Source organism: Methylobacterium sp. 092160098-2, assembly GCF_028920805.1.
Taxonomy (GTDB): Bacteria; Pseudomonadota; Alphaproteobacteria; order Rhizobiales; family Beijerinckiaceae; genus Methylobacterium; species Methylobacterium fujisawaense.
Window position 1 is genome coordinate 2,517,374 of the sequence record NZ_JAQPZJ010000001.1, and the last position, 13,458, is coordinate 2,530,831.

General features: G+C 71.9%; 11 protein-coding genes. 9 read left to right on the plus strand and 2 right to left on the minus strand.

What is annotated here, in order from left to right:
• The first annotated feature begins 131 nt into the window (after positions 1-131).
• The 6 genes from PQI07_RS11805 (at position 132) to PQI07_RS11830 (ending at position 9,608) form a co-directional block, all read left to right on the plus strand.
• Positions 132-1,028 (plus strand): CBS domain-containing protein, encoded by an 897-nt coding sequence (locus PQI07_RS11805; RefSeq protein WP_274926673.1) that lies wholly within the window; start codon positions 132-134, stop codon positions 1,026-1,028.
• A complete protein-coding gene (locus PQI07_RS11810) occupies positions 1,025-2,344 on the plus strand; it encodes an HlyD family secretion protein (RefSeq protein ID WP_043386900.1) in 1,320 nt (439 codons plus the stop codon). Before PQI07_RS11805 ends, PQI07_RS11810 begins: the two co-directional genes overlap by 4 nt.
• Before the next feature lie 8 nt (positions 2,345-2,352).
• Complete coding sequence (rbbA, locus tag PQI07_RS11815; RefSeq protein WP_274927709.1) at positions 2,353-5,097, plus strand: ribosome-associated ATPase/putative transporter RbbA; 2,745 nt, start codon at positions 2,353-2,355, stop codon at positions 5,095-5,097.
• A 19-nt stretch (positions 5,098-5,116) separates the two neighbouring features.
• Positions 5,117-6,238, plus strand: a complete 1,122-nt coding sequence (locus tag PQI07_RS11820) for an ABC transporter permease (protein WP_274926674.1) — start codon at positions 5,117-5,119, stop codon at positions 6,236-6,238.
• A 103-nt stretch (positions 6,239-6,341) separates the two neighbouring features.
• Positions 6,342-8,198 carry a PHA/PHB synthase family protein gene (locus PQI07_RS11825; RefSeq protein WP_274926675.1) on the plus strand — a complete coding sequence of 619 codons (1,857 nt, stop codon included), beginning with the start codon at positions 6,342-6,344 and terminating at the stop codon, positions 8,196-8,198.
• 12 nt (positions 8,199-8,210) lie between these two features.
• Positions 8,211-9,608: a bifunctional enoyl-CoA hydratase/phosphate acetyltransferase gene (locus PQI07_RS11830; protein WP_274926676.1), complete on the plus strand. Its 1,398-nt coding sequence runs from the start codon at positions 8,211-8,213 to the stop codon at positions 9,606-9,608.
• 287 nt (positions 9,609-9,895) lie between these two features.
• Here PQI07_RS11830 and PQI07_RS11835 read toward each other — a convergent pair whose 3' ends face one another.
• Positions 9,896-10,264: an SPW repeat protein gene (locus PQI07_RS11835; protein WP_274926677.1), complete on the minus strand. Its 369-nt coding sequence runs from the start codon at positions 10,262-10,264 to the stop codon at positions 9,896-9,898.
• 77 nt (positions 10,265-10,341) lie between these two features.
• Here PQI07_RS11835 and PQI07_RS11840 point away from each other — a divergent pair, with 77 nt between their 5' ends.
• Entirely contained in the window at positions 10,342-11,223 is an 882-nt protein-coding gene (locus tag PQI07_RS11840; RefSeq protein ID WP_446720949.1) for an RMD1 family protein, read from the plus strand.
• On the opposite strand, the gene PQI07_RS11845 is transcribed toward PQI07_RS11840, so the two are convergent.
• Positions 11,213-11,779 carry a flavodoxin family protein gene (locus PQI07_RS11845; protein ID WP_075380915.1) on the minus strand — a complete coding sequence of 189 codons (567 nt, stop codon included), beginning with the start codon at positions 11,777-11,779 and terminating at the stop codon, positions 11,213-11,215. The two genes, PQI07_RS11840 and PQI07_RS11845, sit on opposite strands and share 11 nt — an antisense overlap.
• Before the next feature lie 191 nt (positions 11,780-11,970).
• On the opposite strand from PQI07_RS11845, the gene PQI07_RS11850 reads away from it, so the two are divergent.
• Positions 11,971-12,789: a universal stress protein gene (locus PQI07_RS11850; protein ID WP_043386946.1), complete on the plus strand. Its 819-nt coding sequence runs from the start codon at positions 11,971-11,973 to the stop codon at positions 12,787-12,789.
• A gap of 206 nt (positions 12,790-12,995) precedes the next feature.
• A complete protein-coding gene (locus tag PQI07_RS11855) occupies positions 12,996-13,415 on the plus strand; it encodes a CBS domain-containing protein (RefSeq protein WP_043352646.1) in 420 nt (139 codons plus the stop codon).
• Positions 13,416-13,458: the final 43 nt, after the last annotated feature.

Below are 13,458 nucleotides of genomic sequence, written 5' to 3' on the forward strand. Positions count from 1 at the left end.
GCCCTCCGTCCGACCGGGCTTGATCCAGCGCAAGGCGGGCCGAAGGTTGGGCTGCGCACCCTGCTCCGTGGCCGGCCGCCCTGCCGATGCCGGTTGATCGATGCCCCGATCCCAAGCCGGGGAGGTTGTGAATGCCAGCGCTCACCCCCGTTCCGGATCACGCCCCAGGGCCCGATGCCCCGTCGCCGTCCGCGGGCGACCGGTCGCACCTGAGGCTGCATCCCCTGTGCGCCCGGCAGATCATGTCGGCGCCCGTCGTCAGCGTCTGCCCCGACACGGCCCTGCGGCGCGCGATCGATCTCATGCTCGACGCCGAGATCAGCGGCCTGCCGGTCATCGATGCGCAGGGCGCGCTCGTCGGCATGGTGACGGAGGGCGATCTGCTCCGCCGGGCCGAACTCGGCACCGAACACCGCATGTCGCGCTGGATCGCGTATCTGCGCAGCCCCGGCCGGCTCGCCGAGGATTATGTCCACGCCCACGGCCGGCGGGTCGAGGCGGTGATGTCCAGCCCCGTGACCACCGTGACGGAGGACACGCCCCTGCAGGCGATCGTCGAGACCCTGATACGGGCTCGGATCAAGCGGGTGCCGGTCCTGCGCGGGCACGCCGTCGTCGGGATCGTGAGCCGGGCGGATGTCGTCCGGGCTCTCGGCGCCGCCTTGGACGCGGACGGGACTGCGGGCCACCGCAGTGATGTCGAGATCCGTCAGGACATCCTCGCGGCCTTCGACCAAGCCGTCTGCATCCCGAAGACCACCATCGCGGTCGCCGTCCGGCACGGAACGGTCGAGCTCCACGGCTGGATCGCCGACGAGCGGGAAAGGGGCGCGGTGCGCGCCGCCGTCGACGGCGTTCCGGGCGTCGTCGCCCTGCGCGACCATCTGACGTGGGTCGAGCCGATCACCGGCACGGTCCTGCCGGGTCCAGACGACGCCCGGGCGGAGGATTCCGCCGCCACGCATCCCGCCACGCATCCCGCCACGCCTGCCGACAGCGCCGTACGGATCGAGGGCGCGTCCCCATGAGCGTGGACACCGTCCTGCCCTCCGTCAGCGCCCGCAACCGGACGGCGGAGGTGCTTCGTGACAAGGTCGTCCCCGCGCCCGGGGCCAGCGTCCCGTCTCCCGCGCCATGCCCCCCCGCCGGGCCGGATCGGCGATCACGCGGCCTGTGGCTCACGGCCGCCATCGTGCTGCTGATTCTCGCCGGGGGCGGCTACGGGTGGTGGAAGGCCCACCGCCCGTTGCTGCCGCCGGGCTTCGCCTCCGGGAATGGCCGGCTCGAAGCGAACGTGATCGACATCGAGACCAAGTTCGCCGGCCGTATCGCGCGTCTTCTCGTCGAAGAGGGCGACCTGGTGCGGGCCGGGCAGGTCGTCGCCGTGATGGATACGCGGGATCTGGAGGCGCAGCTGAGCCAGGCGGAGGCGCAGATCCGCCAGGCCCAGAAGGGCGTGGAGGAGGCGGAGCGGACCCTCGTCCAGCAGCAGGCCCAGGTTCTCGCCACCCAGGCGGCGGTCAGCCAGGCCGAGCGCGCCGTCGCGGAGGCCCGCGCCAACATCCAGGAGCGGCAGAGCCACGTGAAGCTCACCCAGCAGGAGCTGAGCCGCTCGACCTATCTCACGGCGCGGGGCTACGCGTCCGCCGAGCAGCTCGACACGCGCCGGCAGGCGGCGGACGAGGCGGCCGCGGCGCTGAGCGCGGCCGAGGCGCGGTTCGGCGGCGGCGAACATGCGCTGGAGGTCGCGCGGAAGAACGCCGACGCGGCGCAGGCCGCCCGGGAGGCGGCGGCCGCGCGGGTCGGCGCGGCCCGGCACGCCCTCGAAGCCCAGACGCAGAGCGCCGCCTTTATCCGGGTCAACATCGCCGACAATTCCCTCGTTGCGCCGCGCGACGGGCCCATCGAGTATCGCGTCGCCAATGTCGGCGAGGTCCTGGGCGCCGGCGGCAAGGTCTTCACGATGCTCGACGCCGCCGACGTCCGCATGGATGTCTACCTGCCGACGCCGGAGGCGGGCCGTGTCCGGATCGGCGCGGAGGCGCGCATCGTGCTCGACGCCTATCCTCGGCACGTCATCCCGGCGCGGGTGGTCTTCGTCTCGAGCCAGGCGCAGTTCACGCCGAAGACCGTGGAGACCCGTGACGAGCGCGACAAGCTGATGTTCCGGATCCGGGTGCGGATCGACCCGGAGCGCCTCCGTGGACGCGAGCGGCTCATCCGCAGCGGGTTGCCCGGGATCGCCTATGTGCGGACCGACGAGACGGCCGCTTGGCCGGCCTCGCTCCTCCCGAGCCCGCCCCCGGCTGCACCGGCTCCCGCGCCGATCCCCACGGCGCCCTGAGACGCGTGATGGGGCCGCCGGATCTCACCGTCGCCCGGGTCGAGCATCTCACGCACCGCTACGGCCGGACCGTCGCACTCGACGACGTCACGCTGGCGATCCCCGGCGGCCGGCTCGTGGGCCTGATCGGGCCGGACGGCGTCGGGAAGTCGTCGCTGCTCGCGATTCTCGCGGGGGCCCGGCGGCTTCAGGCGGGCCGCGCCACGGTGCTCGACGGCGACATCGCGCAGGCTCGGCACCGGGCGGCCGCGTGTCCGCGGATCGCCTACATGCCACAGGGACTCGGGCGCAATCTCTACGCCAGCCTCAGCGTGCGCGAGAACGTCGACGTCTTCGGCCGGCTGTTCGGGCAGGAGCCGGCGGAGCGGGACGCGCGGATCGCCGAACTCCTGGCCGCCACGGGGCTCGCGCCCTTCGCGGACCGCCCGGCCGGGAAGCTGTCCGGCGGCATGCGCCAGAAGCTCGGCCTCTGCTGCGCCCTGATCCACGATCCCGACCTGCTGATCCTCGACGAGCCGACCACCGGGGTCGATCCGCTTTCGCGCCGGCAGTTCTGGGAGCTGATCGGGCGCATCCGGGCGCGGCGCCCGGCCATGTCGGTGCTGGTCGCCACGGCCTACATGCAGGAGGCGGAGGCCTTCGACTGGCTCGTCGCCATGAACGACGGCCGGGTGGTCGCCACGGGCTCCCCGGAGGGGCTGCGGCGGCGGACCGGCGCGGCCGGCGTCGAGGCCGCCTTCACGGCCCTGCTGCCGCAGGCGGACGCGCCCCCGTCCCGGGCGCCGGTGCCGCCCAGGGCCGCCCCCGGGCGCGACCGGCCGATCATCACCGCGCGCGACCTGACACGGCGGTTCGGCGCCTTCACGGCGGTGGACCGCGTCAGCTTCGACATCCTGCCCGGGGAGATCTTCGGGTTCGTCGGCTCGAACGGCTGCGGCAAGACCACGACCATGAAGGTCCTGACCGGCCTCCTGCCGCCGAGCGAGGGCGAGGCGCTCCTGTTCGGGGAGCCGGTCGCCGCGGGCGGCATCGCGGCGCGCCGACGGGTCGGCTACATGTCGCAGGCCTTCTCGCTCTATGCCGAGCTGACCGTCCGGCAGAACCTCGCCCTGCATGCCCGCCTGTTCCGGCTCAGCCCCGAGGCCAGGCGCGCCCGGGTGGCCGAACTCGTCGCGCAGTTCGACCTCGCCCGCCACGTCGATCAGCGTGCCGAGGACCTGCCGCTCGGCATCCGGCAGCGCCTGTCCCTGGCGGTGGCCGTCGTCCACGGGCCCGAACTCCTCATCCTCGACGAGCCGACCTCCGGGGTGGATCCGCCGGCACGCGACCGCTTCTGGGCTCTCCTGCTCGATCTCGCGCGCCGCCAGGGCGTGACGATCTTCGTGTCGACCCACTTCATGGCCGAGGCCGAACGCTGCGACCGCCTCGCGCTGATGGATTCGGGGCGGGTCCTGGCCATCGACACCCCCGCGGGACTGGTGGCGCGCTGCGGGGCCGCCACCCTGGAGGACGCCTTCGTCACCCTCCTCGAACGGGCCGGAGCCGGCGGCACCGGAGCGCCCCCGCAGACGCCCGCGATCACGGAGGCGCGGCTTCCCCCGTCCGGCCCCCGGACGGACGGAATCATCCCGTTCAGCCCGCGCCGGCTCCTCGCCTGCGCGCGTCGCGAGGCGCTTGAACTGGCGCGCGACCGGATCCGCCTCGCCTTCGCGGTCCTGGGCACGACCTTCCTGATGCTGGTCTTCGGCTTCGGCATTTCCACCGACGTGAACAGCGTCGCCTTCGCGGTGCTCGATCACGACCGGAGCCACGCGAGCCGCGCCTATCTCGAGGACCTGCGCGGCTCGCGCTATTTCGTGGAGACCCCGCCCCTGTCGGGGTTCGGCGATCTCGAGCGGCGGCTCGCCCGGGGGGACATCGCGGCCGCGATCGAGATCCCGCCGGGCTTCGGCCGGGACGTGGCCCGCGGGCGGCCGACGCAGGTGGCGGCCTGGATCGACGGAGCCCGGCCGTTCTTCGCGCAGACCATCCGGGGCTACCTGTCGGGGGTGCACCAGCGCTATCTGTCCGATCCGCGGCGATTTCCTGCCAAGGCCGATCCGGCTCCCCAGGCCGAGATCGCGGTCCGCTTCAAGTACAACCAGGATTTCGACAGCATCTTCGCGATGGTGCCGGCGCAGATCGCCCTCCAGCTCGCCCTGATCCCGGCGATCATGATGGCGCTGGCGGTGGTGCGCGAGAAGGAGCTCGGCTCGATCACCAATCTCTACGTGACGCCCCTGACGCGCCTGGAATTCCTGCTGGGCAAGCAGCTCCCCTATATCGGCTTGGCGCTCGTCAATTTCGCGCTGATGGTCCTGCTGGCCCAGTTCGTCTTCGGGGTCCCGCTGAAGGGGAGCGCCTCGGTCCTGATCGTCGGCACGCTGATCTACGTGACGGCGACGACGGCCTACGGGATGCTGGTCTCGACCTTCGCGCGGACCCAGATCGCGGCCCTGTTCGGCACCGCCATCCTGACCGTGCTGCCCGCCACCATGTTCGCCGGGATGCTCGTCCCCGTGGCCTCCCTGTCGGGCCTGGGGCGGATCCTGGGGCGGCTCTTCCCCATGACCTATTACCTGCCGGTGAGCCTCGGGGCCTTCACCAAGGGCCTCGGCTGGGCCGACCTCGCCGGCAGCCTCGCCATCCTGGCTGTATTCGTCCCCGTCCTGACCGCGGCGGCCTGCCTGGCGATGCCCCGGCAGGAATCCTGATCGCGGACGGGACTGCGCCGTGGCCACCCTCGCGAATATCGTCTGGCTCGGGACCAAGGAGCTGCGCAGCTTCGGGCGCGACTACGTCCTGCTGGGCCTCGTCGTCTACAGCTTCTCCCTCGCCATCCTGGCGCAGGCGCAGAGCAGCTCGCAGGAACTGCACAACGCCGCGATCGCCATCGTCGACGAGGACCGCTCGACGCTGTCCCGGCAGATCACGCAGGCCTTCCTGCCCCCCCATTTCAAGCCGCCCGTCGCCATCGCCGAACGGGACATCGTCCCGGCGCTGAACGCGGGCACCTACACGTTCGTGCTCGACATCCCGCCGCGCTTCCAGGCCGACCTGCTCGGTCTGAAGCCGGCCCGGCTCCAGCTCGACATCGACGCCACCGCAATGGTGCAGGCCGGCCTCGGCGCAGCCTACGCGCAGCAGATCGTGGCCGACGAGGTCGCCCGCTTCGTCGGCCGCGCAGGGGCGCCGGCGCCGGCGCCGGTCGCACTCGTCGCGCGCATCGCCTTCAACCCCAATGCCGAGACGGCGTGGTTCACGAGCGTGATGGGGATCCTCAACAGCGTGACGATGCTGGCCATCATCCTGGCCGGTGCGGCGGTGGTGCGGGAGCGCGAGCGGGGGACGTTGGAGCACCTGCTGGTGATGCCGGTCACGCCCTTCGAGATCGCCATGGCGAAGGTCTGGTCCAACGGCCTCGTCATCCTGGTGGCCGTTGGCCTGTCCCTCGTCCTCGTCGTGCGGGGCCTGCTGCACGTGCCGATCATCGGCTCCATCCCGCTGTTTCTGGTCGGGACGGCGGCGTACCTGTTCTTCGCGACGGCGATCGGCCTGTTCCTGGGCACCCTCGCGCGCTCGATGCCGCAGCTCGGCCTGATCTACCTCCTGGTCTACCTGCCGCTCGCCATGCTGTCCGGGAGCAACACGCCGCTGGAGAGCATGCCGCCCTGGCTCGCCACGCTCCTCCAGGCCTCCCCCACGGTCCATTTCGTGGCCTTCGCACAGGCGATCCTCTACCGGGGCGCCGGTCTCGACGCGGTCTGGACCCGCATCGTGGTGGTGAGCGCGATCGGCGCCGTGTTCGTCGTCGCGGCGATCCTGCGGTTCCGCAAGACGGTCGCCCTCTCGTGACATCGGGGGACCGCGGCCGGGGGCCGTCCGCCGCACCTTGATCTGAATCACGGGACGGCGGCTGCGCCTGCCGTACCCTGCGCGGCGTCGCAGGAGACCGTGCATGCTCGACGCTGAGGTGAGAGACCGGGCCGAGACGGCCGCTGAGCCGCCGCGGCCCGGGTTGCGTCTGCGCCCGATCCCGGAGGTCCCCAGCCCGGCATCCCGGCCCGATCCCCCCGAGGACGAGGACGATCTGGCGCCGGTCCGGCGCGCGATCGATCAGAGCGTGCACGCGTCCGTCGCCCGGATGACGGCCGGCCTCTCCCCCGCTGCCCTCGCCGAGGCGTGGTTCGACTGGGCCATCCACGCGGCCTTCTCGCCCGGCAAGCAGGCCACATTGGTGATGAAGCTCCTGCGGAAGCAGGTGCGCCTCGCGCAGTTCGCCGCCCGGAGCGCCGTCCTGCAGGGCCATGCTGCGCCGTGCATCGATCCGCTGCCCCAGGACCACCGCTTCGACGATCCGGCCTGGCAGGTCTGGCCCTTCAGCCTCGCCTGCCAGTCGTTCCTGCTGACCCAGCAATGGTGGCACAACGCCACGACCGGCGTGCCCGGCGTGTGCCGCGCCCACGAGACCATGGTCGCCTTCGCGGCGCGCCAAGTCCTCGATGCCGCCTCGCCCTCGAACCTGCCCTGGACCAATCCGGTCGTGCTAGGCGAGACCGTGCGGACCGGCGGCGCGAACCTCGTCACGGGCCTGCTCAATGCCGCCGAGGACGCCCTGCGCGCGGCCGAAGGTCTGAAGCCGGTCGGCGCCGACGCCTTCCCGGTCGGCGGCGCGGTGGCGGTCTCGCCCGGCAAGGTCGTGTTCCGCAACCGGCTGATCGAGCTGATCCAGTACGCCCCCACCGTGACCGCGGTCCGGCCGGAGCCGGTGCTGATCGTCCCGGCCTGGATCATGAAGTTCTACATCCTCGATCTGTCGCCCGAAAACTCCCTGGTCCGGTACCTCACGGCCCAGGGCCACACCGTCTTCATGATCTCCTGGCGCAATCCCGGTCCGGAGGACCGGGACGTGTCCTTCGACGATTATCGCCGGCTCGGCGTGATGGCGGCCCTTGAGGCCGTCGCGGCCATCGTTCCCGGCCACCCGATCCACGCGGCCGGGTATTGCCTGGGCGGGACGTTGCTCGCCATCGCGGCCGCCGCGATGAGCCGGGACGGCGACGCGCGCCTCGCCTCACTCAGCCTGTTCGCCGCGCAGCTCGACTTCACCGAGGCCGGAGAGCTGACGCTGTTCATCGGCGAGAGCCAGATCAGCTTCCTGGAGAGCCTGATGCGCAGCCAGGGCACGCTCGATGCCCGGCAGATGGCCGGCGCCTTCCAGCTCCTGCGTTCGAACGACCTGATCTGGTCCCGGATCGTCCGCGACTATCTCCTGGGGCGGCGACAGCCGATGACAGACCTGACGGCCTGGAACGCGGACGCGACGCGCCTGCCGGCGCGGATGCACGCCGAATATCTGCGTGGCCTGTTCCTCGACAACGATCTCGCGGAGGGGTGTTTCCTGGCCGGAGACCGGCCGGTCTCCATCAGCGACATCCGCGTCCCGGTCTTCGCGGCGGCCACGGAGCGCGATCACGTCGCGCCCTGGCGTTCGGTGTTCAAGATCCACCCCCTCGCCGATACCGACGTCACCTTCGTCCTCGCCAGCGGCGGCCACAATGCCGGGATCGTCGCGCCGCCGGGGCGGAAGCAGGCCCATCATCGGATCCGCACCACGCGGGCGACCGACCGTTACCGCGATCCCGACACCTGGATCGGGCAGAAGCCGCAGTGCGAAGGGTCCTGGTGGCCCGCCTGGGCCGCCTGGCTCGCCGAGCGGTCGGGGCCGCCCGCCCCGCCGCCCGCGATGGGCGCGCCGGCCTCGGGCTACGCGGTGCTCGGGGACGCGCCCGGCGCCTACGTGCTGGAAGCCTGAGCGGGTGGCCCGATGGAACCGCCCCGCTTCATCGAGAACCGCACCTTCGACGAGATCGCGGTGGGCGACACCGCCAGCCTGACTCGCACCCTGCAGGCGCAGGACATCAGCCTGTTCGCCCTGGCCTCCGGCGACGTGAACCCGGCCCATCTCGATCGGGATTATGCCGCCACGGACCGGTTCCACGGTGTGATCGCGCACGGGCTCTGGGGCGGGTCGCTGATCTCGGCGGTGCTCGGCACCGAGCTGCCCGGGCCCGGCACGGTCTATCTCAGCCAGTCCCTGCGGTTCCTGCATCCGGTCCGGATCGGCGACACGGTGACGGCGCGCGTCACCGTGCGCGCCAAGGAGGCCGCCGATCAGCGGGTCCGCCTCGACTGCGTCTGCCTGAATGCGCAGGGCGAGACGGTCATCACCGGCGAGGCCGAGGTGCTGGCCCCCGCCGACAAGGTGCGCCGGCCGCGCGTCCTGCTGCCGGAGGTCCACCTGCACGAGCGGGGCGTGCATTGGAAACCCATGATTGCGGCGGCGCGCCGCTTCGCCCCGGCGCTGACGGCCGTCGTCCATCCCTGCGATGCGGTCTCGCTCGAGGGCGCGCGCGCCGCGCGCGAGGCCGGGCTGATCGTGCCGGTTCTGGTGGGGCCGCGGCCGAAGATCGAGGCCGCGGCGCGCGCGGCCGGCCTCGTCCTCGACGGCATCGAGATCGTCGACGCGCCCCACAGCCACGCCGCGGCGGAGAAGGCGGTCTCCCTCGCCCGCGCCGGCCGGGTAACGGCGCTGATGAAGGGCGCGCTCCACACCGACGAAATCCTGGCGGCCGCCATCGCCCGGGCGACGGGCCTGCGGACCGAGCGGCGCATGAGCCACGTCTACGCCCTCGACGTGCCGAGCTACCCCAAGCCCCTGTTCCTGACCGATGCCGCCGTCAACATCGCGCCGAGCCTGGAGGAGAAGCGCGACATCGTGCAGAACGCCATCGACCTCGCCCGCGCGCTCGGCATCGCGCAGCCCAAGGTGGCGATCCTCTCGGCCGTCGAGACGGTCTCCACGAAGCTCGGCTCGACCCTCGACGCGGCGGCCCTGTGCAAGATGGCCGGGCGCGGGCAGATCATGGACGGCCTCGTCGACGGGCCGCTGGCCTTCGACACCGCCATCTCCCGCGCCGCCGCCGCCGCGAAGGCCCTCGTGTCGCCGGTCGCGGGCGAGGCCGACATCCTCGTGGTGCCGGACCTCGTGTCGGGCAACATGCTCGCCAAGCAGCTGATCCATCTCGCGGGCGCCGACGCCGCCGGTCTGCTGCTCGGCGCCCGTGTCCCGATCATCCTGACGAGCCGCTCCGACAGTCCGGAGGTGCGGCTGGCCTCCTGCGCCCTGGCGCAGCTCTTCGCCCACCGCTCCGGGACGCCCTGATGGATCCGATGCTCAGCGGGGGGAACGCCGGCGTGCCGCGCCTCGAATGCGCCCCGAAGGGCCACGGCAGCGTTACGAGCGTCACGACCACGATGGCTTCACGGCCCTCGACGGACCGAGTGCGGACCCGCGCTCCCGCGCGGTCGATCCCCGACGGGGGCTCCAGCGCATCGGCGCGGGCGCCACGCCTCCAGGGCCGGATCCGGCGAGGGCCGGAACGGCGGCCCCCAGGTGGACGAGGCAGGCCGCGGCACGGCGGGGGTGCGGGCCAGGGGGGCGGCGCCGGCTCAGACCTCGTAGGCCGACGGGGATTCGCGCAGACGCCAGACTTCGGAACTCGCCGAGATGATCAGCGCGATGCCGAAGCTCACATGCGCCCACGTCGCCACCGTGGCCTCTTGGAAGCCGAGCGCCCAAGGGGCCAGGCAGACCCAGAGTCCTGCTGCCGCGATGGCGTAGACCTCCCAGTCGTAGGTCTGCATCAGCGCCAGCACGGCGAGGATCGCGACCGTGGTGCCGAAGATCCAGGCGTTCCAAGCCGCGGCGGTCTCGGACGCGAATCCGAAATACCAGGGCGCCGCGATCAGGCCGATGCCCAGCAGGAGACTCAATCCGTTCAGGAAGATGTCCTGCGATTGATTGTCGATGGTGCGCATCCTCCGCTCCCTCAACGGGTCCGGCGCGCGTGTCGCCGCCGTGCCCGGGACCGTATTGCGCGGGGCGACGGGACACCTTGCGTTGGATCAAACCGGGCGCCGGGTCCCTCTCGCGGCCGGGCATCGGATCGACGCGGTCGGGGGTTCCGCTGAGCCAGGACACGCTGCCGGTCGAACCGCAACGCCTGATCGCCCGCGCCCGGATCCTCGGCGACCGCATCGATACGGCGGGTCTCGAACGCAACGACACGCTCGCGATCAACCCGCTCGCCTTGCGGGTCGGGTGCGGTTTCGCGGTGGTCTTCCGCTACGGGGTCGTGGTGACGGTCGGGCTGTCCCCGAGCGAGGAGGAGGCGATGGCGGCAGGCCTGCTGTCGCGCGTCCGCGGTCCCGTGACGCTGCCGGAAGAGGAGACCGCCACGATCGAGATCGGGCCGGATCACGACGATCAGGTCGTGCCCGGCGGCCGGATCGCCATCCGCCAGCTGACGCCCGGGCGCCTGATCGTCATCGCCGACATCCTCGCCAAGAGCACGGCGCTGGCGCAGAACGAGATCGAGGTCGCGGCTGTCTTCGACGTGATCGAGCCCTTGGCGCGGCGCCTGGCCGAGACGGGGCGCGCATCGGGCGGCCGTCGGGCCGTCCTGAAGCATGTCGGCAGCACGCTGCTCGTCCAGCACAGGGTGTCGGGGCGCGTGGCGGTCGAAGAGAAGCCCGAGGTGCTGTGGGATCAGCCCGGCCTGGAACGCCTCTACGCGCGCCTCGAGGACGAGTACGAGCTGCGGGAGCGGACGGCCACGCTGAATCGCAAGCTCACCGTGATCGGCGCGACGGCGACCGCGCTCACCGACCTGATGCACACGAACCGCTCGTTGCGCCTGGAGATCGTGGTCGTCCTGCTGATCGCCCTCGAGATCGCGATCACGTTCCTTCCCCTGCTGCCCGCCTTCAGGCGATGAGGCCGCCGCCCGGAAGGCCGTCCGGACCGGACCGATCCGGCGCGTTGCCGTCCGCGCGGGGCCGGGCCGGGGCCGCGTCGCTCAAGCCGCGACGCGCCGTCTGGGCAAACGCGTCCAGGGACGGGCGATACGCGCCGGTCAGGACCTGGCGTTGGGTCAACGAGAGGGTGGGCATGCCGGCGCAGCCGCTGATCTGCTCCAGATCCCGGAAGAAGGCGGCCTGCGCGCCCCCCGAGCCCGAGACGGCGACGCCGAGCAGGTGCGGCGGCGCCCCGGCCTCCTGAAGGTAGGTCCGCACCGGCCCGGGAAGCCGGCCGGCCCAGACGGGTGAGCACAGGACGACCGTCTTGAACGGCGCCGGATCGAAGCGCTTCCGGATCGGCGGCCCGATCCGACGGAGCGCATGCCACAGGCCTCTCACGAATCCCGCCGCCCCCGCATAGGAGACCGCAGGCGTGATCCGATCGAGGTCGGCGCCGAGCGCGGTCGCGAGCGCCCGGGCCACCACGTCGGTCGTGCCCGAGCGCGAATAATAGACGACCAGGACGTCACGCATCGCCCGCCTCCGCGTGCCCGAGTGAGCCGCCAGGATCCGCCTCTGTCCCGGGCGCGGCATTGAGGGACATCAAAGGCCGGCCGTCTGGCCTCTTTGCGATGAATCAAGGCTCGCCGTGCCCATCGGCGCACCCTGGCGGCCTGGACCGGAACGCGGATCGTCCTCCGGTTCGCCCTCACAGGATGCGCGCCATGATCAAGGATCTGCTCATCGTCGCGGACGCGGTCGGAGAGGCCGCCGGGCCCTACGCGCTGTCCCTGGCCCGGGAGGTCGGGGCCGCGGCCGGATGCCTGTACCTCCAGCCGGAGGGCGGCGATGAGGCCCCCCTGGCGGAGCTGCCCTACGGCTTCGCCCTCTCGGCCCGTGAGGCCGCCCTCGCGGTGGTGCGCGATGCCGCCGACGACCTGTCCTACGCCGCCAGAACAGCCGACGTGCCGATGGAGATGGAAACCCTGAGCGGGAGCGCGGGCGACATCCGGAGCCGCCTGCTGGATCGGGCCCGCCTCGCCGATCTCATCGTGGTCGAGCGGGCCGATCCGGGCCGCGACAAGCCGGCGGATGCCTATATCGAAGACCTTCTCCTCGGAGCGGGCCGGCCGATCCTCGTGGTGCCGGCGCGGTGGGGCCGGCCGGCGCGGTTCGGGGCCGTCACGGTGGCCTGGGACGGCAGCGCCGCGGCCGCACGGGCGCTGGCCGATGCGCTGCCGCTCCTGAGCCGCGCCGAGCGCGTGCGCGTCCTCACGGTGCAGACGGAGGCGGTGGCCGGCGTCAGCGAGGGCGGCGCCCGCGTGGTGAAGCATCTGGGTCGCCACGGCATCGCCGCCGATTACCGCGCGATCATCAGCGGCACCACCGTCGGCGAAACCCTGCTGGCGGAGGTCGCCCAGGCCGGCGTCGACCTTCTCGTGATGGGGGCCTACGGCCATTCCCGCCTGCGCGAGGTCTTCCTCGGCGGGGCGAGCCGCGACCTCCTCCGCAGGATAACGGTGCCGACCCTGATGGCGCACTGAGCCGCGGAAGGTTTCGCGCACCGGTCGCCGGGGCCCGCGGAACGCCTGTGCTTCGGGCGCGAGCTTCGGACGAAGTCTTGAGCTGAACGAAACTTCCGTTGACCTGCATCAATGCCGGTCATTCCAGCCGGAAGAGGGTTTCAGACAGAATCCGCGCGGAGGCGATTCCGGGGCGGATCCGAAACCATCAGCACGAGGCCAAGCTCATGAAAGTCCGTGACGTCATGCACAAAGGTGCGACTTTCGTCTCGGCCGAGACGCGCGTCGACGTGATTGCGCGGCAGATGCGGGATGCCGATGTGGGCGCGCTGCCCGTCAAGTCGGACGGCCACTTGGTCGGCATCGTCACCGACCGGGACATCGCGTGCCGCGCCCTGGCGGACGGCAAGGACCCGCAGACGATGACCGCGACCGACGTGATGACCACCCGGGTCGCCTGCTGCGCTCCGGATGACGATCTCGCTCTGGCGATCAAGATCATGGAGAACAAGCGGGTCCGCCGCCTTCCGGTCATCGATGCCGACCAGAAGCTCGTCGGCATGGTGAGCCTCGGGGACATCTCCCATAAGGTCGGCGCCGGGCTGTCGGGCGAGGTTCTGCGCGCCGTCTCCGCGCATCATCGCTGACGAAGGCGCGCGGGCAGGCCGCCCTGGGACTGACGGCTGGATC